The organism is Kribbella sp. NPDC003557 (genome assembly GCF_040610805.1).
In the GTDB taxonomy this organism is placed as follows: Bacteria; Actinomycetota; Actinomycetes; order Propionibacteriales; family Kribbellaceae; genus Kribbella.
Window position 1 is genome coordinate 208,824 of record NZ_JBEXMY010000001.1, and the last position, 21,962, is coordinate 230,785.

Annotated in this window: 23 protein-coding genes; 16 read left to right on the top strand and 7 right to left on the bottom strand. The window is 70.0% G+C overall.

What is annotated here, in order from left to right:
- Positions 1-44 precede the first annotated feature (44 nt).
- The 6 genes from ABZW60_RS00985 to ABZW60_RS01010 all read left to right on the top strand — a co-directional run bounded on the left by ABZW60_RS00985 (position 45) and on the right by ABZW60_RS01010 (position 5,160).
- Entirely contained in the window at positions 45-947 is a 903-nt protein-coding gene (locus ABZW60_RS00985) for an ABC transporter ATP-binding protein (protein WP_355472684.1), read from the top strand.
- Entirely contained in the window at positions 944-1,957 is a 1,014-nt protein-coding gene (locus tag ABZW60_RS00990; RefSeq protein ID WP_355472685.1) for an oligopeptide/dipeptide ABC transporter ATP-binding protein, read from the top strand. Before ABZW60_RS00985 ends, ABZW60_RS00990 begins: the two co-directional genes overlap by 4 nt.
- Positions 1,954-2,880 carry an ABC transporter permease gene (locus ABZW60_RS00995; protein WP_355472687.1) on the top strand — a complete coding sequence of 309 codons (927 nt, stop codon included), beginning with the start codon at positions 1,954-1,956 and terminating at the stop codon, positions 2,878-2,880. Before ABZW60_RS00990 ends, ABZW60_RS00995 begins: the two co-directional genes overlap by 4 nt.
- Before the next feature lies 1 nt (position 2,881).
- Positions 2,882-3,841 carry an ABC transporter permease gene (locus tag ABZW60_RS01000; RefSeq protein WP_355472689.1) on the top strand — a complete coding sequence of 320 codons (960 nt, stop codon included), beginning with the start codon at positions 2,882-2,884 and terminating at the stop codon, positions 3,839-3,841.
- Between the two features lie 102 nt (positions 3,842-3,943).
- Entirely contained in the window at positions 3,944-4,144 is a 201-nt protein-coding gene (locus ABZW60_RS01005; protein WP_355472691.1) for a hypothetical protein, read from the top strand.
- A 26-nt stretch (positions 4,145-4,170) separates the two neighbouring features.
- On the top strand, positions 4,171-5,160 hold the full coding sequence (locus tag ABZW60_RS01010; RefSeq protein ID WP_355472693.1) for a 2-dehydropantoate 2-reductase: 990 nt from the start codon (positions 4,171-4,173) through the stop codon (positions 5,158-5,160).
- Here ABZW60_RS01010 and ABZW60_RS01015 read toward each other — a convergent pair.
- Positions 5,125-6,060: a GNAT family N-acetyltransferase gene (locus tag ABZW60_RS01015; protein ID WP_355472695.1), complete on the bottom strand. Its 936-nt coding sequence runs from the start codon at positions 6,058-6,060 to the stop codon at positions 5,125-5,127. The genes ABZW60_RS01010 and ABZW60_RS01015 overlap by 36 nt on opposite strands.
- A gap of 53 nt (positions 6,061-6,113) precedes the next feature.
- Between ABZW60_RS01015 and ABZW60_RS01020 the strand changes: the two genes are divergently transcribed.
- Positions 6,114-6,989, top strand: a complete 876-nt coding sequence (locus tag ABZW60_RS01020; protein WP_355472697.1) for an NAD(P)/FAD-dependent oxidoreductase — start codon at positions 6,114-6,116, stop codon at positions 6,987-6,989.
- Here ABZW60_RS01020 and idi read toward each other — a convergent pair.
- Positions 6,960-7,523 (bottom strand): isopentenyl-diphosphate Delta-isomerase, encoded by a 564-nt coding sequence (gene idi, locus ABZW60_RS01025; protein WP_355472699.1) that lies wholly within the window; start codon positions 7,521-7,523, stop codon positions 6,960-6,962. The two genes, ABZW60_RS01020 and idi, sit on opposite strands and share 30 nt — an antisense overlap.
- Before the next feature lie 225 nt (positions 7,524-7,748).
- On the opposite strand from idi, the gene tyrS reads away from it, so the two are divergent.
- The 3 genes from tyrS (at position 7,749) to ABZW60_RS01040 (ending at position 10,964) form a co-directional block, all read left to right on the top strand.
- On the top strand, positions 7,749-8,933 hold the full coding sequence (gene tyrS, locus ABZW60_RS01030; protein ID WP_355472701.1) for a tyrosine--tRNA ligase: 1,185 nt from the start codon (positions 7,749-7,751) through the stop codon (positions 8,931-8,933).
- Positions 8,934-9,039: 106 nt separating this feature from the next.
- Entirely contained in the window at positions 9,040-10,146 is a 1,107-nt protein-coding gene (locus tag ABZW60_RS01035) for an aminoglycoside phosphotransferase family protein (protein WP_355472702.1), read from the top strand.
- A complete protein-coding gene (locus ABZW60_RS01040; protein WP_355472704.1) occupies positions 10,143-10,964 on the top strand; it encodes an NAD(P)H-binding protein in 822 nt (273 codons plus the stop codon). Before ABZW60_RS01035 ends, ABZW60_RS01040 begins: the two co-directional genes overlap by 4 nt.
- On the opposite strand, the gene ABZW60_RS01045 is transcribed toward ABZW60_RS01040, so the two are convergent.
- Together ABZW60_RS01045 and ABZW60_RS01050 are read right to left on the bottom strand one after the other, a co-directional pair.
- Complete coding sequence (locus ABZW60_RS01045; protein WP_355472706.1) at positions 10,961-11,482, bottom strand: isochorismatase family protein; 522 nt, start codon at positions 11,480-11,482, stop codon at positions 10,961-10,963. The two genes, ABZW60_RS01040 and ABZW60_RS01045, sit on opposite strands and share 4 nt — an antisense overlap.
- Positions 11,479-14,643 (bottom strand): DUF2961 domain-containing protein, encoded by a 3,165-nt coding sequence (locus tag ABZW60_RS01050; protein WP_355472708.1) that lies wholly within the window; start codon positions 14,641-14,643, stop codon positions 11,479-11,481. The genes ABZW60_RS01045 and ABZW60_RS01050 overlap by 4 nt, the downstream gene beginning before the upstream one ends.
- Positions 14,644-14,810: 167 nt before the next feature.
- Here ABZW60_RS01050 and gndA point away from each other — a divergent pair, with 167 nt between their 5' ends.
- Positions 14,811-16,250, top strand: a complete 1,440-nt coding sequence (gndA, locus tag ABZW60_RS01055; protein ID WP_355472709.1) for an NADP-dependent phosphogluconate dehydrogenase — start codon at positions 14,811-14,813, stop codon at positions 16,248-16,250.
- On the opposite strand, the gene ABZW60_RS01060 is transcribed toward gndA, so the two are convergent.
- Positions 16,178-17,602, bottom strand: coding sequence for an MFS transporter (locus ABZW60_RS01060; RefSeq protein ID WP_355472711.1), 1,425 nt, complete (start codon positions 17,600-17,602; stop codon positions 16,178-16,180). The two genes, gndA and ABZW60_RS01060, sit on opposite strands and share 73 nt — an antisense overlap.
- A gap of 70 nt (positions 17,603-17,672) precedes the next feature.
- Here ABZW60_RS01060 and ABZW60_RS01065 point away from each other — a divergent pair, with 70 nt between their 5' ends.
- Together ABZW60_RS01065 and ABZW60_RS01070 are read left to right on the top strand one after the other, a co-directional pair.
- Positions 17,673-18,290, top strand: coding sequence for a TetR/AcrR family transcriptional regulator (locus ABZW60_RS01065; protein WP_355472713.1), 618 nt, complete (start codon positions 17,673-17,675; stop codon positions 18,288-18,290).
- Positions 18,291-18,330: 40 nt separating this feature from the next.
- Positions 18,331-18,768: a DUF6319 family protein gene (locus ABZW60_RS01070; protein WP_355472715.1), complete on the top strand. Its 438-nt coding sequence runs from the start codon at positions 18,331-18,333 to the stop codon at positions 18,766-18,768.
- Between the two features lie 158 nt (positions 18,769-18,926).
- Here the strand turns inward: ABZW60_RS01070 and ABZW60_RS01075 are convergent, their stop codons facing one another.
- Positions 18,927-19,064 (bottom strand): hypothetical protein, encoded by a 138-nt coding sequence (locus ABZW60_RS01075; RefSeq protein ID WP_355472717.1) that lies wholly within the window; start codon positions 19,062-19,064, stop codon positions 18,927-18,929.
- Between the two features lie 240 nt (positions 19,065-19,304).
- On the opposite strand from ABZW60_RS01075, the gene ABZW60_RS01080 reads away from it, so the two are divergent.
- Genes ABZW60_RS01080 through ABZW60_RS01090 form a run of 3 tightly spaced genes read left to right on the top strand, consistent with a single transcriptional unit; the run spans position 19,305 to position 21,244 of the window.
- A complete protein-coding gene (locus ABZW60_RS01080) occupies positions 19,305-19,841 on the top strand; it encodes a DUF6817 domain-containing protein (RefSeq protein ID WP_355472718.1) in 537 nt (178 codons plus the stop codon).
- Between the two features lie 19 nt (positions 19,842-19,860).
- Entirely contained in the window at positions 19,861-20,790 is a 930-nt protein-coding gene (locus ABZW60_RS01085) for an alpha/beta hydrolase (protein ID WP_355472720.1), read from the top strand.
- 46 nt (positions 20,791-20,836) lie between these two features.
- A complete protein-coding gene (locus ABZW60_RS01090; RefSeq protein WP_355472722.1) occupies positions 20,837-21,244 on the top strand; it encodes a hypothetical protein in 408 nt (135 codons plus the stop codon).
- On the opposite strand, the gene ABZW60_RS01095 is transcribed toward ABZW60_RS01090, so the two are convergent.
- Positions 21,234-21,953, bottom strand: coding sequence for a PIG-L deacetylase family protein (locus ABZW60_RS01095; protein WP_355472724.1), 720 nt, complete (start codon positions 21,951-21,953; stop codon positions 21,234-21,236). The genes ABZW60_RS01090 and ABZW60_RS01095 overlap by 11 nt on opposite strands.
- Positions 21,954-21,962 lie beyond the last annotated feature (9 nt).

Here is a 21,962-nt window from a genome sequence, read left to right on the forward strand (position 1 = left end):
TCTCCTTCGACACCCCGGACGGTACCGTCCGTGCCGTCCGGGGGTTGTCGTTCGACGTGGAAGCCGGGCAGACGCTCGCCGTGGTCGGCGAGTCCGGGTCCGGCAAGAGCGTCGCCACCCAGACCATCACCGGCCTCACCCGCGGCGCGACCGTCTCCGGTACGGCGTACTTCGACGGCACCGACCTGATCACCGCGGAGCAGGCCACGCTCCGGCGGCTCCGCGGCGCGCGGATCGGGATGATCTTCCAGGATCCGCTGTCCAGCCTGCATCCGCAGTACCGGATCGGCTGGCAGATCGTGGAGATGATCCGCGCGCACGACCTGGAGATCAGCAAGCAGGCGGCCCGGAAACGGGCCGCCGACCTGCTCACGCTGGTCGGGATCCCGCGGGCGGCGGAGCGGATCGACGACTACCCGCACCAGTTCTCCGGCGGGATGCGGCAGCGGGTGATGATCGCGATGGCGATGGCCCTCGACCCGGCGCTGCTGATCGCGGACGAGCCGACCACGGCGCTGGACGTGACCGTGCAGGCCCAGGTGCTGAACGTGATGCGCCGGCTGCAGGAGCAGTTCGGGACGGCGATCATCCTGATCACCCACGACCTCGGTGTGGTCGCGGAGATGGCCGACGACGTGGTGGTGATGTACGCCGGCGCGGTGATGGAACGCGCGCCGCGCCGGGACATCTTCTACCGCAACCACCACCCGTACACGCAGGGTCTGCTCGCGTCGCTGCCCGCGCGCAGCGGTGACCGGCTGACACCGATCGCGGGCACACCGCCCAGCCTGATCAGCCTGCCGAAGGGCTGCCCGTTCGCGGCCCGGTGCCCCCACGTGTTCGAGAAGTGCTCGGAGACGCCGCCGCTGACCGACGTGGGCGGCGACCCGCGGCACCAGTCCGCCTGCTGGCTCCCCCACAACGTGAACGAGGCGGTGGCGTCATGAACGAAGTGCTGCTGAAGGTCGACGACGTCCGGAAGGAGTTCCCGACGTCGTCGAAGGAGGTCGTGCAGGCCGTCGCCGGCGTCTCGCTGGAGGTCCGCAAGGGCGAGACGCTCGGGCTGGTCGGCGAGACCGGCTGCGGGAAGTCGTCACTCGCCCGCTGCATGGCACACCTGTACGACGTCACGTCGGGGTCGGTGTGGTTCGAGGGCCAGGAGATCAGCAAGCTCTCGCGGAAGGCGATGCGGCCGCTGCGCCGCGACGTCCAGGTGATCTTCCAGGACCCGTACGGCTCGCTGAACCCGCGCCGCCGGGTCGGATCCATCATCGGCGACCCGTTCGCCGTCCACAACATTGCCTCCGGCAACGAGCGGAAGAAGAAGGTGCAGGAACTGATGGAGCTGGTCGGGCTGAACCCCGAGCACTACAACCGGTTCCCGGCCGAGTTCTCCGGCGGCCAGCGACAGCGGATCGGTGTCGCGCGAGCGCTGGCGCTGCGGCCGAAACTGGTGATCTGCGACGAGCCGGTGTCGGCGCTCGACGTGTCGATCCAGGCGCAAATCATCAACCTGCTGTCGGACCTGCAGCAGGAGTTCGACCTGACGTACGTGTTCATCTCGCACGACCTGTCCGTGGTCCGGCACGTGAGCGACCGGATCGCGGTCATGTACCTGGGCAAGATCGTCGAGCTGGCGCCGACCGGCGAGTTGTTCGGGCAGACCCGGCATCCGTACACCAGGGCGCTGCTGTCGGCCCTGCCGGTGGCGGACCCGGACACCGCCGACAGTCGCGAGCAGATCATCCTCGGCGGCGACATCCCGTCCGCGACGAACCCGCCGTCCGGGTGCCGGTTCCACACCCGCTGCCCGAAGGCCCGACTGGACTGCGCGGCCGAGGAGCCGGTGCTCGAGCCGGTCCTGGACGACAAGCCGGAGCATCGCACCGCGTGCTTCTACCCGTTGACGGTGGGCGAGGACCTCTCCACCGCCGTACCCGATCTGAAGGCATCATGACAGCCGCCATCGAGATGGTCGACGTCGTCGACGAGCCTCAGGTGATCGAGGGTCGGAGCCCGTTCTCGCTCGCGATGCGGCGGCTGCGCAAGGACAAGGTGGCGATGATCTCGCTCGCCGTCATCGTGCTGATCGTGCTGATGGCGATCTTCGCGCCGGTGTTCGCGGCCGTCACCGGGCACCCGCCGAACGAGCAGTACCGCGACATCGGGCTGACCCCGGACGGCCTGCCCCGCGGGCCGAACGGCACGTTCTGGCTGGGCACCGACGACCTCGGCCGCGACGTCCTGGTCCGGATCGCGTACGGCGCCCGCATCTCGCTGCTCGTCGGCGTGATCGCGACCGCCATCACGGTCGTCATCGGTGTCGTGCTCGGACTCGCGGCAGGGTTCCTCGGGGGGATCACCGACACGGTCCTGGCCCGGCTGATCGACGTGGTGCTGTCCGTACCGTTCCTGCTGGTCGCGATCGCGCTGGTGTCGGTGACCGGGCCGAGCCTGACCGTCACGGTGCTGGTGATCGGCTGCTTCAGCTGGGCGTCGGTCGCCCGGATCGTGCGCGGCCAGGTGCTGTCGCTGCGGGAACGCGAGTTCGTCGAGGCGGCCCGTTCGCTCGGCGCCGGCGACACCCGGATCATGTTCGTCGACGTCCTGCCGAACGTGATCGCGCCGGTGATCGTCTACACGACGCTGCTGATCCCGGTGGTGATCGTGACCCAGGCGACGTTGTCGTTCCTCGGGCTCGGCCTGCCGCCGCCGACGGCGGACTGGGGCGGGATGATCAGCGAGTCGCAGAACTACTACACGACCGCGTGGTGGTTCATCCTGTTCCCCGGTCTGGCGCTGCTGATCACGACGCTCGCCTTCAACCTGTTCGGCGACGGCGTCCGGGACGCCTTCGACCCGCGCGCAGATCGGACCTGACATGGCCATGTTCCTGATTCGCCGGATCGGTCACGGGGTCCTGGTCCTGTGGCTGATCAGCCTCGCGGTGTTCGGGCTGTTCTTCGTTGCTCCGAGCAACGTGGCGCAGACGCTCGCGGGCCGGCAGGCGACGCCGGAGACGATCGCGCTGATCAAGCACCGGCTCGGTCTCGACCTGCCGGTCTGGAAGCAGTACCTGCACTTCCTCGGCAACGCGGTGCAGGGCAACCTGGGGTACGACTACTACCACCAGGTGGCGGTCACGCACATCATCGGGCAGGCGCTGCCGATCACGGTGTCGCTGGCGCTCGGGGCCGCCGTGCTGTGGCTGGCGCTGGGGGTGTTCAACGGGGTCCTGTCGGCGACGCATCCGCGCTCGCTGGCCGATCGCGGGTTGACGTTGTTCTCGTTGTTCTTCTACTCGTTCCCGTCGTTCCTGCTGGGCCTGTTGCTGTTGTACTTCCTGTACTTCCGGCTCACGCTGAGCGGTTTCAACTGGTTCCCGGCCGGCGGGTACTCGCCGCTCACCGGCGGGTTCGGGCCGTGGTTCCAGCACCTGCTGCTGCCCTGGATCGCGCTCGCCTTGCTGCTGGCGGCAACGTATACCCGGCTGACCCGCGGCTCGATGCTGGACGTGCTCGGCGAGGACTACATCCGGACCGCGCGGTCGAAGGGGATCCGGGAGAGCCGGGTGATCGTGCGGCACGGCCTGCGCAGCGCGCTGACGCCGGTGGTCACGCAGTTCGGCATCGACCTCGGGCAGCTGATCGGCGGCGTGGTCGTCATCGAAACCGTGTTCAGCCTGCCCGGGCTGGGCCAGACCGCGATCGTCGCGATCAACCAGCAGGACCTGCCGGTGATCATCGGCATCGTCCTGTTCGCCTCGGCCGCGGTGGTGGTCGCCAACATCCTGGTCGACATCGCCTACGCGGTCCTCGACCCCCGGGTCAGGCTGCACTAGGGGTCTTTCAGCACGAAGGGAGAGTCCTTGGTCTCTACGAGCGGGCCGGAGGCGGACGGACGGTGGTGCTGAACGGATCCGCTACTCGGTGAGGAGGATCTCATGGGTGCGGCAATCGCGATTCCACTGCTGACGATCATCCTGATCTCGCTCGGCTACGCACTGTGGGCGCTGTTCCACGCCGGCACCGAGGCGTTCACCTTCGCCAAGTCGGCACGCCGCCACGGCTCCGGTGAGACCGCGGCCCACTACGACCCCGGAGACCACAAGCACGTCTCCACCAAACCACCTGAGGGGTACTGACTACTCTCCTTCGGTACGTTGTCCGCGTGATCGCTGTTTATGGCGCGGGTGGTATCGGGTGTTACGTCGGCGGGCGGCTGGCCGCCGCGGGCGCGCCGGTGACGTTCGTCGGGCGGCCGCGGGTCGCGGCTGAGCTGGCCGCGAACGGGTTGCGGCTGACCGACTATCTCGGCGCGGACCTGCGGGTGCCGGACGTGCGGTTCGAGACGACGCCGGCAGGCGCCGCCGGGGCGGAGCTGGTGCTGGTGACCGTGAAATCGGCGGCGACCGAGGGCGCGGCGGACGAGCTGGCCGAGGTGCTCACGCCGGGGACCGTGGTGGTCAGCTTCCAGAACGGCGTGCGGAACGGTGAGCTGCTGCGGTCCCGGTTGACCGAGCAGGTGGTGATCACCGGCATGGTCCCGTTCAACGTGCTGAACCGCGGCGCGGGCGTGTTCCACCAGGGCACCGAGGGCGCGCTCGACGTCCAGCGGGACGCCGCGCTCGCGCCGTACCTGAGCGCTTTCGAGCGGGCCGGGCTGCCGCTCACGCAGCACGACGACATCCTCCCGGTGCAGTGGGCGAAGCTCCTGCTGAACCTCAACAACCCGATCAACGCGCTGTCGGACCTGCCGCTCCGCGACGAACTCTCGCAGCGCTCGTACCGCCGCTGCCTGGCCGCGGCGCAGGCCGAGACCCTCGGGATCCTCGACGCCGCCGGGATCCGGCCGGCGCAACTGCTGGCGATCCCGATGCACCGCTTCCCCGCCGTCCTCCGGCTGCCCGACTTCCTGTTCCGGCGGCTCGCGAGCAAGGTGCTCGCCGTCGACCCGCTCGCCCGGACGTCGATGTGGGAGGACCTCGAAGCCGGGCGGCCGACCGAGATCGACTACCTGAACGGCGAGGTCGTCCGCCTCGCGCGATCCGTCGGCCGGGCCGCGCCGGTCAACGAGCGGCTGGTGGACCTGATCCACGCCGCCGAGACCGACCGCCGGTCCTGGTCAGGTCCCGACCTGCTCCGGGAACTCCAGCGGTAGCCCGGCCCGCACGTTGACGCTGACCGTCCGGTACATGAAGCCGAGGTGCTCGTTCAGCCGCCGCATGTTCGCGTTGCCCTGCTGCGTCCAGGTGTAGATCTCGGTGATGCCGTGCTCGGCCGCCCACGCCATACTCGACCGCTTCAGCGTCGACGCCACCGCCTTGCCCCGCCACTCCGGACGGACGGCGGTGTAGGCGACCTCGGCGCGCTCGGGCCTGTCGGTGTCGAGCATCAACCCGGCGACACCGATCACCTGGTCGCCGGCCACCGCCAGGAACATCGCGGCCGGGTCGTTGATCCACTCCGTCGCCCACTCCTCCGCCGTCACGTCCAGCGGGGCCGTGGTGTCGAGGTCCGGGAGCGTCGGGACGGCGACCTGCTCGTACGCCGCGGCCCACAGCTCGGGGCGATCCGAGACCTGCACGACGGCGTACTCCGTCGGCGGGTCCGGCCAGGGCTCGTCGGCGATCCGGCGTACCTGCTCCACCTGGCGGAGGTACTCGGTGTAGCCGAAACGCTTCGCGAACTCGAGCGAGCCGTCGTCGTCGATGCTGCAGCCGGCGACCGTGAAGCCTTGCGCCGTCGCATGCTCGGTCAGCCTCCGGAGCAAGGCGGTGCCGATCCCCCGCCGGCGTGCCTCCGGACGGACCCGCGCGATCACCGAGGCGCGGTCGGCTTCGTTCGAGCGGTCCGAGACGCCGTGCGCGGCGACCTCGCCGTTTAGCTCCGCGACGAGGAACAGCCGCTGCGGCGTCTCGGCCTTGCGGAGCTCGGCGATGCTCGGCGCGCGCTCGTCCGGCAGTACGGCGAGGCGTACCTGACGCCAGGCCTCGTAGTCGGCGTCGGTCTCGACGGGCCTGATCCGGATCACCCGGTCATTAGGCTCCACCCGGCTCACGCCCTGCCATCCAATTTCATATTGCGAGACCAGCTCTCTCGTATGATGAACACGTGGATGTTGCGGTGATCGGTGGGAGTGTGGCGGGGCTGCAGGCCGCGTTGACGTTGGGGCGGGCCCGGCGGCAGGTGGTGGTGTTCGACGACGGGCAGGCCCGGAACCGGGCGGCGTCGCACGTGCACAACTTCCTCGGCGCGGAGGACCTCACACCGGACGAGCTGCTGGCGGTGGGGCGGCGGCAGCTCGCGACGTACGACGTCGCCGTGCGGGATGCGCGGGTCGAGGACGTCGAGGTGGTCGAGGACGGTTTCGTGGTCGGCGGTGAACGGGTGCGGGCCGTCGTCCTGGCGACCGGGTTGTCGGACGAACTGCCCGACGTACCGGGCGTCGCGGACGGGTGGGGACAGACGGTCGTGGCGTGTCCGCACTGCCACGGGTGGGAGGTCCGCGATCAGCCGTTGGTGCAGCTGGGGATGCGTGGTGCGCCGGAGCGATCTGTGGCACGGGCGTTGCTGCTGAGCCGGTGGAGCGACGACGTGACGCTGTGCACGGACGGGGACGAGCTGACCGCGTCCCAGCTGGATGAGCTGAAGCCGGCAGGTGTGGACGTGCGCACCGAGCGGGTGGCCGAGGTACGCGCCGACGTATCAGTGGCGCTGACGGGTGGCGCGGTGTTGGCGGCGCAGCGGGTCTTCGTCGTCGTACGCCAGCATCAGCAGAGTGATCTGGCCGAGCGGCTGGGGTGCCAGATCGCGGACGGTGCGGTCGTGACGGACGAGGGCGGGCGGACGACGATGCCCGGGATCTACGCGGTCGGTACGGCGGCCGGTCCGGCGTTGCTCGCGATCGGCGCGGCAGGTCACGCGAGCACGGCGGCGGTCGCCGTCCACGCCGATCTGCTAGAGCTGGATCTGGGCAGCCGGCGGTAGCCGGGCCGGGTCGGCCACCGGCCACTCGACCGGCGATCCCGGGAGCTCGTCGAGTTGCAGCAGGCACCACGGCGAGAGCTCCGGGAGGTCGCGGAGCTCGTGCCATTCGGCCCACCGGTAGTCCGCGACCTCGGCCGGGTTCGGCGTCGGGTCGCCGGTCCACCACACCCGGTAGACCGGGCAGATCTCGTTCTCGACCACGCCGGTCGGCATCTCGGCCCGGTACCGGAACTCCGGCAGCACCAGCTCCGTGGTGTCCACGACGATGCCCAGCTCGTCCGCGAGCCGGCGCCGGACCGCCAGCTCGGGCGGCTCGCCGGGGAGTGGGTGCCCGCAGCAACTATTGGTCCAGACGCCCGGCCAGGTCGGCTTGCCGAACGCCCGCCGGGTCAGCAGCACCCGCCCGGCCGTGTCGACCACGTAGCTGGAGAACGCCAGATGCAGCGGCGTCGCCGCGTGGTGGACCGTCGCCTTCGCCTCGGTCCCGACCGCACGCCCGCTCTCGTCCACCAGCACAACCCGCTCGTCGATCACAGGGCCGAGCCTAATCCGATTCCGGGGGGCCGTCGGCGGCTGTTAGCCTGGGAGTGTGACCAAGCACTGCGTGACCTATCGACCGGCTCTGGGAGGGGCCGGCCTTCGGTAGTACCCCGCAGACGCTCCACCCAGAGCCTCCGAGGCAGGAACCGTCCGGTTCCTGCCTCTTTCCGTTTGCCGGAGGCACTGGTGCACGGGTGCCTCGTCCCGAGAGGAACCCTCATGAACGCTGTCATCGACCGGTTACGCCGGACCACCGACCTGATCGTCGGCGAGGACGACCTGCGCGAGCGGCTGGAATCCGGCCGGCCGCTGCGGATCAAGTACGGCGTCGACTGCACCGCGCCCGACCTGCACCTCGGCCACGCGGTGAATCTGTGGATGATGCGCCAACTGCAGGACCTCGGGCACCGGGTGGTGTTCCTGCTCGGCGACCTCACCACCCGCGTCGGCGACCCGACCGGCCGCTCCGAGACCCGGCCGGTGCTCACCCCCGCGCAGATCGACGCGAACGCCGCGTCGTTCCTCGAACAGGTCTCGCTGGTCCTGCGCACCGACGCCGACGTGTTCGAGGTACGGCGGAACTCCGAGTGGTACGACGCGATGCCGGTCGCGGAACTGCTCAGCCTGTTCGCCCAGGTCACGCAGGCGCAGCTGATGAGCCGGGACATGTTCCGCGACCGGGTCGCCGCCGGGCGGGAGATCGCCGTGCACGAGCTGGTGTACCCGGTGCTGCAGGGCTACGACAGCTTCGCGATGCGCAGCGACCTGACGATCGTGGGATCGGACCAGCTGTTCAACGAGCAGCTCGGACGGCACTTCCAGCAGCGGCTGGGCGCGCCGCCGCAGGCGGTGATCACGACCACGATCACGCCCGGCATCGACGGGCGGGCCAAGCAGTCGAAGTCGCTGAACAACTACATCGGGCTGACCGACAGCCCGCGGGACAAGTTCGGGAAGGTGATGAGCATCCCGGACTCGCTGATCGAGGCGTACGCGCGGGTCTACACCGAGCTGCCGCCGGACACGGTCGACGCCCTCGCGGACGCCACCGGTCCGGCGGCCCGGGACGCCAAGCTCCGGCTGGCAGCCGCGATCGTCACCCGGTACCACGGCGCCGGCACCGCCCGGTCCGAGCTGGACGCCTTCCGTCACACGTTTTCCGAGCGTTCCGAACCGGCGGAGATGCCCGAGCTGGTCGTCACCGCCGACCGGACGACCGCGTTCGACCTGCTCCGCGCGGCCCGCCCCGGCGACAGCAACTCCGACCTGCGCCGGCTGCTCCGCCAGGGCGCGGTGACGATCGACGGCGTCCGGACCGACGACCCCACCGCCCCCGTCGACCTCGGCACCGGCGTCGTCCTGAAGTCCGGCGCTCGCACGTGGCACCGGATCAGGCCAGAGTAGGCGGGTGGAGATCAGGACAGTAGAAGCCTTGGTCAGCGTCGGCGACCGCTATGCCGGGCGGGCGCCGGCGTTCGAGGTCGAGCCGGCCTGGTGAGCCGAGGTCGAGGTGATCACCCGTCACCTCGACGACCTGCTCGGCGTTCGCACGCTGGTACTCCGGCTGGTCCACGCGGACGAGGCCGTCATCGGTCGCGGCGGCCGGGTCGTCTACCACGTGCAGGCGCTGGACGAGCCGCGCCCCGGCGTCCTCGACACCTCACCGCTGCCGGAGTGGGAGTCGCTCGTCGCGCCGAACCCGCTGCGGTCGACGTGGGCGGAGGTCGACGGCCCGAGCCGGATCATCGAGTGGGCCGGCGGCATCCTCGGGGCGCGCGACGCCGTCCAGGTGAAGACGTGGAACCTGTCCTGCCTGATCCGCTTTCCGGGGGCGTGGGCCAAGGCGACCCCCCGGTTCTGCGGTGTCGACGCGGACATCATCCAGCACGTCCACCGGTACGACGCGACGCTCGCACCGGCCGTGCTCGGTCAGTCGCCGGACGACCGGTGGTCGCTGCTGGCCCATGCCCCGGGCATCGACTGCTGGGAGCCGGACCAGGCGACGGTCGACAGCGTGGTGAGTCGCTGGGTGACCGCACAGGCCGCCCTGGCAGCCGAGGCCGGCGAGCTCGCGACGCCCAGCGTGCTGCCGCACGACCTCGCCGCCGGCATCGCGCGGTTACTGCCTCGCGTCGACCTCGACGCCGACGAACTGGCCGCCCTGGACCGGTTGATCGCCGGGCTCCCCGATGTCATCGACGAGCTCGACGCGGCCGGCCTGCCGATCACGCTGGTGCACGGCGACTTCCACCCGGGCAACTGGCGCTCGGACGGGACGAACCGCACGATCGTCGACTGGGCCGACGCGTTCGTCGGCCACCCCGCGATCGACATCAAACGCCTGCAGGACTTCCTGCCCGAGGACCGGCGTGACCACCCCGCCGAGGTCTGGTCGCGGGCTTGGCAGCGTGAGGTCCCGGGATCCGAGCCGCTGCGTGCGCTGCGGCCGATGAGTGTGCTGAGCCCACTGACCTACGCGCTGACCTACCAACGGTTCCTCGACAACATCGAACCTGATGAGCGCGTCTATCACGCGGACGACCCCGCATTCTGTCTGCGCGCGGCCCTGCAGGCGTGGCAGGCTGTGCGGATCGATGCGAGAGGGTGGGGTTCATGACCGTTCTGGTGACCGGTGCGACCGGGAACGCCGGTGGTGCGGTGGTGGAGGCGCTGGCGGCCGCAGGGCTCCCTGCGCGGGCGCTGATCCGGTCGGAGCGCGAGCTGCCGAAGGGGATCGAGCCGGCGTACGGCGACCTGAACCGGCCGGAAACCTTCGTGGACGCGTTGTCCGGGGTGACCGGCATCTTCCTGCTGAGCGGGTACGAACGGCTCGACGAACTGCTCTCGAACGCCGTCCGGGCGGGGGTGCGGAAAGTCGTCGTACTGTCGAGCAGTTCGCTCGACGGCGACGTCACGAACGCGGTTGCCGCGTATCACCACGCGACCGAGGAAGCAGTACGGGCGTCAGGGCCGGCCTGGACGTTCCTGCGGCCGAACTCGTTCATGTCCAACACGCTGCGCTGGCGGAACCAGCTCGCCGCCGGTGACGAGGTGCGGGTCCAGTTCCCCGACGTACCGGTGTCCACGATCCATCCACGAGACATCGGCGACGTCGCGGTGCGGGCATTGCAGGGCGAGCACGACGGCGAGGTCCTGCGGCTCACCGGGCCGGTCGCGCTGACACCGGTCGAGCAGGTCGCGATCCTCGCCGACGCCCTCGACCGGCCGCTGACGGCGTACCCGATGAGTCGTGCGGAGACCCACGAGGCACTGTTCGGATCGATGCCGGAGCCCTACGCGCGGGCCATCGAGTCGTTCTTCGGCGACGGCACCATCGACGAGACCACCGTCAACGGCACCGTCGCCGAGGTCACCGGCCGGCCGCCCCGCACACTCCAGTCCTGGGCGCAGGAAAACGCTGCACTTTTCGGCTAGCCGAGCGCCTGCAGGTACTCGGCGGTCGTGCAGCTCGTGCCGATCCGGGGGAACACGTACGAGACCGCGAAGTTGTGCGCGTGGTCGTCGAGGCCGGTCATCGCGTCGGTGACGAAGAACGTCTCGTAGCCGAGGTCGGAGGCGGCCCGGCCGGTGGACTCGACGCCGAAGTTCGTCGCGATACCGGCCAGGACCACGTTCGCGATGCCGCGGGACTGGAGCTCGGCGTCGAGCGGTGAGCGGCCGAAGGCGCCGATCGTCTGTTTGACGATCTCCAGGTCGCCCTCCTGCGGGACGGCCTCCGGGGCGAACTCGCTGCCCTCCGGTTGCACGTCCACACCGGGCCGCTCGACCCGGACGTTCACCACCAGTCCGCCGGCCGACCGTGTCGCCGCGGCCAGTGCCACGGATCGCTCGAGCACGACCGGCCCGCCCAGCGGCGCGGTGTCCAGAGCGATGATCCGTGGCATCAGGTCGATCAGGATCAGTGCGGTACGACGAGACTCCAAGGGATTCACGGGGCGAGCCTAAGGTCCAGCAGATCCACGCCGACCAGGTAGCCGGTTGCCGCCGCGTTCTTGCCGGTCAGTGTCACCGCGAACTGGTGAGCCCCGGCCGTCAACGGGACACTGCCCAGGGCCACGGTCTGCGTGCCGACCCCGGCGGCCTGGTAGCCGTCGAAGCCGACCGCGGCGTTCCCGTCGACCTGTACGTCGACGATCCCGTAGTCGGCCGCCTTCGTCAGCACGGCGGACAGCTCGTACGTGCCGGTCGTCGCGACGGTGAACCCGAACACGGTCTTGTCGCCGGCCTTCGTCCCGTGGATCCACGCCTGCGCGCCGCCGGACCAGCTGACCCCGCAGCAGTTGCCCTGCGGGTCGACCGCGACGGACGACGAGACGGGCGGCAGCATCGCCTCACCCTCGACCCGCAGCGTCCTCCCGCTGGTCCCTTGCGCGGCCGCCGACTTCGGTCCGGTGTTCCCGGCCAGATCCACCGCCGACACCCGGTACGTCCACGTCTCCCCCAGCCCCAAGCCGCGGTGCAGGAACCCGGGGAGCGGGCTCGTCCCCAGCAGTTTCTCGGTCCCGCCGGCGACGGCGCCGTACACGTTGTAGCGCGCGATCCCGCTCTCGTCGGCGACGTCGTTCCAGGTCACGTCGATCGCGTTGTCGGCCCGCCCGGTGGCCTTCACCTGGTCGACCGCGCCGGGCGCCCGGCGGTCGTCGTACGGCGCGGTGAGCGACTGGACGACGTACGACGACGCGGTCCACGCCGGGCCGGTCGGCCGGAGCTCGATGGTCAGGCGGCTCCTGCCCGAGGTGATTGCCGCAGGCAGCTGATAGTTGTCGTCGAGCCAGCGTTGGTGGGTGTTGCCGAGTGGTTGCAGCCAGGTGCCCGCATCCTTGCCGTTGACAATCACCTGCGCCGATTGACCGGGACTGTTCTGGTCACTGGTCCGGCGCAGCGTGACGCCTCGGTTGGCCGGGTCCGTCGCGACGGTGAAGCGGATCGGCTGAGTGCTGGAACGGACCTGGTCAGTCAGGGTGATGTTGTCGTGGTCGCCTTCGTACACCGAGCTCAGGTCGGTCTGCGTGCCGTTGTCGGCGTAGCCGTGCTGCTGACGGCTGGTCGCCGAGCCGACGTCGAGGCGGTCGGTCTCGCGGGCGCCGAACTTCGCCGAGGTGTACAGGAAGGCCGTCGAGCCGTAGATCGCCGGGTGGTCGTCCTGCTGGCCGTGCTCGATACCGAAGTCGAGCTGGTTCTCGAACGCGACCGAGTCGGTGATGTGCAGCCGCCACGCGCCGTCGCACTCGTTGGTGCAGAACCCGGCACGGACCTCGTGCGCGGAGTTGCCGTGGAACGGGGTGGAATAGGTGCCGGCGTTGAAGTACCAGCCGGACTCGTAGTAGTCCTCGGTCCCGGTGCCGTGGATGGCCGGCGTCCGCTCGCCGTCGACGTACACCCGCTCGTCGCCCTCCAGGTAGCCGCGGGTGTTGCCGCCGGCAAGCAGTCCCTCCATGGTCTGCGAGACGCCGACGAACTTGCCGCGGCCGGCCACGTCGGCGAACGTCCAGTCGCTGCCCTGCGTGGTCTCGCCACGCGTCGAGATCGCGGTAAAGTAGCCGATCTTCCCGGTCGCCAGGTCGACGGCCTTGCCGCCGTCGCGCGCCGATGTCACCTCAGCCTGCCCCTTGAGCTGGTACGCCGTGGTGTTGACCAGCGTGACCGTCGCGCGGGCGGCGTGCGGCATCGGCCACCAGGAGGAGTACCAGCCGTCGGGGTCCATGGCGAAGAAGAGCGAACGGACCGGGTTCTCGCCGAGACCGGAGCCGAAGAACTCGCCGAGCGGCGCGTCGACCCGCTTCCGGCCGTCGATCGTGACCTGCACGCGGACACCCGCCAGCAGCGTGTCGGACGGCTTGACCCGGGCGGCGTCCTCGTCCGTGGCGGCGTACGCCATCGCGTGCTCGCCGCTCCAGTTCTGCTGCGTGATCGAGTACCCGTGGGCCTGCTCGTCGGCGACGTGCTTCGGGCCGACGTCGAGCCTGTCGGTGCGCTTCACCTGGCCGCCGACGGTCGAGTCCGCCCAGTACAGGAACTCGTTGAAGTCGAGGTCGGACGACACGAACTGGTTGGTGATCGTGATCTGCGACTTGCCTGCGGTCAGGGCGGCCGGGAGGTCGACGGACTGGTCGTGCCACTGCGCGCCCTGTGCCTTGAGCGGCGCCCACTCACCGGCCGGTGCGCCGTCGACGAGGATCTTCGCGCGCTGGTTGCCGATCCGCAGATCCATCCGGCGGGTCAGCTTCACTCCGGTGTTCGCCGGATCGACCTTCAGCGTGAACGTGCTGCCGCCGAGGAACGCGCGGCCGTCGTCGGCGAAGCTCTTCAGGTCGAGACCGACGACGTCGGGCAGCTTCAGCCGAAGCGCGCTTACCTCACCCGCGCCACGGGTGTCTGCCAGCGTGACCTGCCGGCCGGGAGCAAGGCTCAGCGCGGTGCTCGTGGTCCGCGCGTCCGGTCGCGCGGGCTTCGGGTCCTTCGTGCCTGCAGCGTTGAGGAGCGCGAGGACGTCCTCGGCCTTGTCGCCGGGATCGAAGGTCCGGACGCCGTTCGCGTCCGGGAACTGGCGGTAGTCGACGTGGTAGAAGTACGGATTCGTCTGCGTGGTGATCCGCATCGAGGAGCGGTACGGCATCGGGACCCGGAGGTAGACGCCGCCGCTGGTCTGGACGCCGTTCGCGACCAGCGGGTAGCTGAACGGCGCGCCGAGCTTGCCGTCCACGATGTCCTGCAGCGATCCGTGCAGGACCTGCTTGCCGTCCAGCTCGACGGTGATCGTGCCGGTCCTGGTCACATTGCCCTCGTCGCGGGTGAACCAGATCGAGGCCACCTCACCGGGACCGCTGTCCTCGGCGATCACACAGCCCGCGGCCGTCGTCCGCAGGCAGGAGTAGGTGCCGTCGAAGCCGTCGTTGTTCGTGCCGTCGCGGCCGAAGCTGGAGAACTGCTTCGTCCGGACGCCGGTCTGCAGCTCGGACAGGCGGTCGAGGTTGCGGTACACCTCCCACCCGACCGGTCCGTTGCCGCTCCCGGACGGCGCGGCCGAGGCCTGCGACGAACCGGTCAGCAGCAGCGCCGAGGAGAGCAGCACGACGACAGCACGACGGAGCATGGGCGGTTTCCTTCGTGGTGGGAAATCGATTTCTGAGATGTTTACCATCGTTGTCACCGCTTTGAGAAGAGCTCACCGCTGTCCAGTTGCCGAGCCCGCTGCAGACCGGGGCTGCCGTTCGCGGGAGACTTGGTCCCGCACACAACTTGAGACTGTGGGAGATTTCGATGAGTTCTGCCAAAGCGCAAATCGGCGTCACAGGCCTCGCGGTGATGGGCCGCAACCTGGCCCGGAACCTCGCGCGCAACGGGTTCCGCGTCGCCCTGCACAACCGGTCCCAGGCCCGCACCGACGCGCTGGTCGCCGAGTTCGGCTCCGAGGGCGAGTTCGTGCCGTCGACGGACCTCGCGGGCTTCGTCGAGTCGCTGGAGCAGCCGCGCAAGGTGATCATCATGGTCAAGGCCGGCGCGCCGACCGACGCGGTCATCGACGAGCTGGTGCCGCTGCTCGACGAGGGCGACATCGTCGTCGACGCCGGCAACGCGCACTTCGCCGACACCCGCCGCCGCGAGGCCGCGCTGAAGGACAAGGGCCTGCACTTCGTCGGCAGCGGCGTCTCCGGCGGCGAGGAGGGCGCGCTGAACGGCCCGAGCATCATGCCGGGCGGCTCCCCGGAGTCGTACGCGGCGCTGGAGCCGATGCTCACCAAGATCTCCGCCCACGTGAACGGCGAGCCGTGCTGCGTGCACGTCGGCCCGGACGGCGCCGGCCACTTCGTGAAGATGCTGCACAACGGCATCGAGTACGCCGACATGCAGCTGATCGCGGAGGCGTACGACCTGCTCCGGCACGTCCTCGGCCTGTCCCCCGCGGAGCTCGCGGACGTGTTCCGGGACTGGAACACCGGCGACCTCGAGTCGTTCCTGATCGAGATCACCGCCGAGGTCCTCAGCCAGACCGACCCGACCACCGGCGGCGCGTTCGTCGACATCGTCCTCGACCAGGCGGAGCAGAAGGGCACCGGCCGCTGGACGGTGCAGTCCGCGCTGGACCTGGGCATCCCGGTCAGCGGCATGGCCGAGGCCGTGTTCGCCCGGTCGCTGTCGGGTGACGTCGTCCGGCGCGAGGCCGCGGCCGGCGTCCTGCCCGGGCCGGGTGACGTGAAGGCCGATGTCGACCGGGACGCGTTCGTCGACGACGTACGGCACGCGCTGTACTCGTCGAAGCTGGTCGCCTACGCGCAGGGCTTCGACGCGATCCGTGCCGCCAGCGACGAGTACGGCTGGAACATCGACCTCGGCGCGATGGCGACGATCTGGCGCGGCGGGTGCATCATCCGGGCGCGGTTCCTGGACCGCATCAAGGAGGCGTACGACCGCAACCCGGACCTGCCGTCGCTGCTGGTCGACGACTACTTCCGGGACGCGGTCGCGAGCGGGCAGGAGGCGTGGCGCCGGGTGGTGGCGACCGCGGCGACCGTCGGCGTACCGGCTCCGGGCTTCTCGGCGGCGCTGTCGTACTACGACGGCCTCCGCGCCGAGCGCCTGCCGGCCGCCCTGATCCAGGGCCTGCGCGACCTGTTCGGCGCCCACACCTACAAGCGGGTCGACCGTGAGGGCAGCTTCCACCTCGAGTGGTCGGGTGACCGCTCCGAGAGCACCCAGTAGACGGCGACCGCAGCAACACAGAGGAAGCCTGCAGCTCCGACGCCGGCCACGTTGAACCCGTGGACGGCGTCGGAGCGGGCCGCCACTGTTCCGGCGACGGTGCTGAGCAACGCCGTGCCGAGCGATGCGCCGACCTGCTGGGACGTCATCACCATGGCGCCGGCCACTGCACTGTCGGGGCCGGCGCCGAGTGTGGCGGTGCTGTTGGCTGTGACCAGGACCCATCCGGTCCCCAGTCCGACCAGCAGGAAGACCGGCATGACCTGCAGCCAGTAGTTGCTGTCCGGGCGCAGAAGACCGATCAGTGCGAGACCTGCTGCGATCGTGAGCAGCCCTGGGCAGATGAGTGCGCGCACGCTCGCTCTGGCCAGCAGCCGGCTCACTGCGCGCACTCCGACCATCAGTCCGACCGTCAGTGGCAGGAAGCTGAGTCCGGCCCTGATCGGTGAGTAGTCGCGGACTGTCTGCAGGTAGAACGCCAGGAAGAACAACGCGGCGAACATGCCGATCGCCAGGCTCAAGACGGCCAAGTACGAGCCGCCTCGCTTGCGGTCTCCCAGGACCCTCAACGGCAGTAGCGGATTTGCAACGCGCGCCTGCGCAGCCAAGAACCCGGCCAGCAGCGCCACGCCGAAACCCAACGATGCATACGTCACCGGCGCACTCCACCCGTCCGACTCCGCCCGGCCGAAGCCGAACACCACCGCCATCAGACCTGTTGTAGCCAGCACCGCACCTAGTACGTCGACGCGCACGCCGCTAGCACGCTGCACGGGAGGTACGGCGTACAGGACACCTGCTGCGGCCAGTGCGGCGATCGGCAGGTTCACATACATGGCCCAGCGCCAGTCGAGGTACTGCGTCAGCACGCCGCCGGCCAGGATGCCCAGTCCGGACGCACTGCCCATGACCGCGCCGTAGATCCCGAACGCCTTGCCACGCTCGGCCGGCGACGGGAACGAGGCTGCGAGCGTCGCCAGCACGGCCGGCGTCAGCAGCGCACCGAAGACGCCCTGGAGTGCACGTCCGGTGAGGAGCATGGCCCCACCGGTCGCTGCGCCGCCCAGCGCGGAGGCCAGTGCGAAGCCGGTCAGTCCGGCCAGGAGCGCTCGCCGGCGACCGATCAGGTCGCTCATCCGGCCGCCGAGCAGCAGCAGACCGCCGTACCCGAGCGCGAACAGCGTGATCACCCACTGCCGCGACGGATCCGAGAGGCCCAGGTCCTGCTGCATGGACGGCAACGCGATGTTCACGATCGTCAGATCGATCCCCACCATCAACTGTGCCGTCGCCACCGCCCCGAGCGCCCACCAGCGGCGCGCTGCCTGCTCATCCACTGTGCTTTCGATCATCGTCATCCTTAAGTGAACAGCTGTAGTGCTACGACTGTAAGGCAACGTGCGTTGCAATACAATCGCCGGTATGGACGCTGGGACGACGCGGAGCCGGAACCGGCGCGGGCAGGGTGAGCTGCTGCGCCGCGAGATCATCGACGCGGCGCTGCGGATGCTCAACGAACTCGGCGACGACGAGGCGCTCTCGCTGCGCGCGGTCGCCCGCGAGGTCGGGATCGCGGCGACCTCGGTGTACATCCACTTCGCCGACCGCGACGAACTCGTGTTCGCCGCGCTCGAGCAGTGCACCGCCGACCTCCTGCGCGACCTCGGGGAAGCCGAGACGAGCGCCGGCGACGATCCGGTCCGGCGGCTACGCGCCCGGCTGCTCTTCCTCGCCGGCTGGACACGCGACTACGCCGGTCTCTACAAGGTGCTGCACGAGAGCACGCTGAACCGGCGGATGCACCTGGTCTTCAAGGAGGAACTGGCGGTCCGCGCGAAGGCGGCCGTCCAGGCCTGCATGGATGCCGGACTCGCGCCGGCCGACGACGCGGCGGCCGTGGCACTCGATCTCCGCGCGGCCGTGCACGGCGCGGTCTCGATCCGGATCAACGAGCCGGAGGCGGAGCTGCCACCACTGGAGGCGCAGATCGATCGCTTCCTGGTCAGGCTTGTTGGTGTGCGAATCGAACATGTGTTCTAATGGTCGCACAGTGCCAGTTCCGAAGGAGATCGCCGCAACGATGACTGTAGACACTCTGGCAGTAGAGACGCCGTCCGACGTCGCCGACACTCCCGACCTGATGAACTCGTCGGCCGCCGCGGCTCCCGAGACCCCCGACGCGTCCGACGCCGCCTCGGCCGAGGTCGCGAAGCCGAAGAAGGCGCCGGCGAAGAAGGCTGCGAGCAAGAAGACCAAGACCCTCGAGCTCACGCTGACCGTCACCGGCACGGCGGACGGCGAGTGGCGGGCCGAGCTGAAGCAGGGCACGACCTACCTGGCCCGCGACCTGGCCGTCGCCGCGGCCGCGGTCTCCCGTGCGGCCAAGGAGTTGCACGAGGACCTGTCGACGCCGATCGACGAGGTGATCGAGGAGGCCCGCGCGCAGCAGGCCGCGAAGGTCGCCGCCCTCGAGGCCGAGCTCGAAGCCGCCCGCAAGGCCCTCGCCGACCTCGACTGAAGACTTCCCGTGGTCGGTCACCTTCCCTGACCACCACGGGCAGAAAAATGCAGAGCCCGTCCGCAACCGTGTGAGGTGGTTGCGGACGGGTTCTGACGTTTCAGGCTGCGGCACAGCCTCGCCGGGCCCGCGACACTTGCCTGCGGCAACCAGGTGGGTCAGCGGTCGGCGGTTGCGGAGGAGGGCGTGGTGGGGCGGTTCTCGGCCGCGGCCAGGGCGTTGGTGACGGTGATGGTCAGCAGGAGTACGGCGGCCAGCACGGCGACCAGCGTCCAGCGGGCTGCGGTGTTGCTCATGTCCCGATCGTCGCGCCGACTCCCGCCGGGCGGAACCTTTGCGGGCCGGTTTCAGGGCTCGCTCCGGGGTCGCCTCCGGCGGACTCCTGAGCAGCGAACGGGACGTGAACCAGGACATGAACCGGGACATGAACACGGTGTGACTGAAACGGCACGCCGTAGTGCTGGGCGGGCGTCGGTCATTGCCCTTACCGTGGGTGCCCTGCGGGATTTGGCCGCTCCGGGGTGAGAAGGGGTCAGATGAGCACTTTCCAGGACTTGGGTTCGCTGCTGCTGGTGCGCGGCGCCGACGAGATCGACCATGCGGGCGGAAGCCTGTACGTCCACCTGCACCGCGTGGCCAAGCGCCTCGGCTCCGTGGGTGCGTCCGACACCCTGGTGCTGGCCGGCCTCGCCCACGCCGCGTACGGCACCGACGGCTTCCCGACCCACCTGTTCGACTGGCAGGCCGAGCGCGCGGTCCTGGAGTCGGTGATCGGGACCGAGGCCGAGCTGATCGTCTATCGGTACGGCGCCTGCGACCGGGAGACCACGTGGCGCGACCTCGCCGAGCACCGGACGGTGACGGACCGCTTCACCGGTACGTCGGAAGAGCTCGGCACCGAGGACCTCCGCGACTTCGTCGACCTGACGATCGTCAACGAGCTCGACGTCCTCGACCACGACGCCGAGCGGGCCGTGCGGTTGCGCCCGTTCCTGCAGGAGCAGATCCCGCGGTGGCAGTCGCTCGCCTCCCCCGCGGTGCTGACCGAGTCCCAGCGGATCCTGCAGCTCTAGCACTGTCAGACTGGGGACCGTGAAACGGTTCCTGTGGCGGGGGTTCCTGGGACTTCTCGGGCTCTGGCTGATCGTCACCGCGGCATCACTCGGCTACAACCTCGCCACCAAGGGAACCGCCGCGCCACCACCCGGCCTCAAGTTCGTGCGGGCGGCCGACGTCAACACCCGCTACGAGACGTGGGGTACGTCGGGTGCGCCCGTCATCCTGGTGCACGGTTCGGCGGAGTCCGTCGACACCTGGTCCCGGCTCGTGCCGCTGCTCGCCACCCACCATCGCGTGTACGCGTACGACATGACCGGCTACGGGTACTCCGAGCGCAAGGCGCCGTACACGGTCGAGCATCTCGCGGCGCAGTTGCTCGGGTTCCTCGACGCGATGCACCTCGGCGGGCCGGGTGAACCGCGGCCGATCCTGGTCGGGCACTCGCTCGGCGCCGGGATCGCGGCCGAGGCGACGCTCGAGGCGCCGGAGCGGATCGGCGGGATCCTGTTCCTCGACGGCGACGGGCTGCCGTTGCCGGGCGGTCAGGCCGGGCCGCCGCGCTGGCTCGTCGTCCCGCCGTACCGGACCTCGCTGTTCCGGCTGGTGCTCGACCAGGGCTGGCTGCTGAAGCGGATCTACAACAGTGTCTGCTCCCCGGGCTGCCCGGAGATGGACGTCGACGAGTGGACGCGCCCGTTCCGGCAGCCCGGCGCCGAGCAGGCGGTCTGGCAGATGACCGCGCACGGCATCCCCGCGGTCTCCCCCGACCGGCTGGCGAAGCTCAGCGCACTGAAACTCCCGAAAGCGGTCGTTTTCGGCGCCGACGACACGAACGGCGGGAACCCGACGGAGACCGCGACGCGCATCGGCGCGCCCCCGCCGACGCTGATCCCGCAGGCCAACCACCTGACGCTGATCTCGAACCCGGGTGAGGTGGCGGCGGCCGTCGACCGACTTCGCTGATCGCAGATTCCTGGAATTCCGGCGACCGGCGGCGGATCATCGGAGCATGGCCCGATACGAAGTGGTAGCGCGCGCGAAGCCGGACCGCCGACTGTCCGACGCCGACTACCTCGACCTCGCACTGAACTCGTGCTCCCTGGACAAGGGCCTGCGGTTCCGGCGGATCGAGGACCTGCCGGACGGGACGATCGCGATCGTCCTGCAGCAGAAGATGTCGCCGCGCAAGCACGACGCCGCCTGCGCGATGGCGAACCGCAGCCTCGCGCAGCTCGGGATCCCGGCCCGGCAGGTCCAGCAGATCGACCTGCACCGGATGACCCGCAAGGGCGGCCGCGCGTTGGTCCGCTCGTGGGTCGGCCCGGACAACCCGCCCGGCCCGGACACCGCCGGCGACCGCGAGCCGCGGCGCCCGAAGCCGACCCCGCCGCACCTGCGCGCCTACCTCACGGAGTGACGACCTCGAACCTCGTGCCGTACTTCGTGCCCAGCTGGGTGCCGGCCGGGCGCGACGTCCCTTCGAGGAACTCCTCGGCGTCGAAGCCGCGGTTCAGCCCGTCGATGTAGGCCTTGTGCGCCTGCAGGGACCGGACGCCGGCCTCGAACGTGCCGGTGGTGTCCACACCGTGCCGCGAGTTCGGTGAGCCGGCCGCCCAGACCTGGCGGACGCCGTCCCACTTGTCGCCGGCGTCCGGGAAGATCCACCGGTTCGCGGCGTCGCGGACCGCGTCGAGCGTGGCCCGGCCGGTGCTGATGTGGTCGGCCTGGTTCAGCAGCACGTCGCCGTCCCAGGTGTCGCGGAAGTTGTTCGTGATGACGATGTCCGGCTGATGCCGGCGGATCGCGGCGGTGATCAGCCGGCGCAGCGCCACGCCGTACTCGATGGTGCCGTCCGGCTGGCCGAGGAACTCGACCACGGACACGCCGACGATCCGGGACGACTCGATCTGCTCGGCCTCGCGCAGCGGGCCGCACTCGGCCGGGTCGACGCCGTCGATCCCCGCCTCGCCGGAGGTCAGCAGGCAGTACACCACCTGCTTGCCCTGCCCGGTCCAGCGCGCGATCGCGGCCGCGGTGCCGAATTCCAGGTCGTCCGGGTGCGCGACGACGGCGAGCGCCTTCTGCCAGTCCTCGGTCACCGGTTCGAGCGGTTGCGGTTCACTCATGTCCGCAGG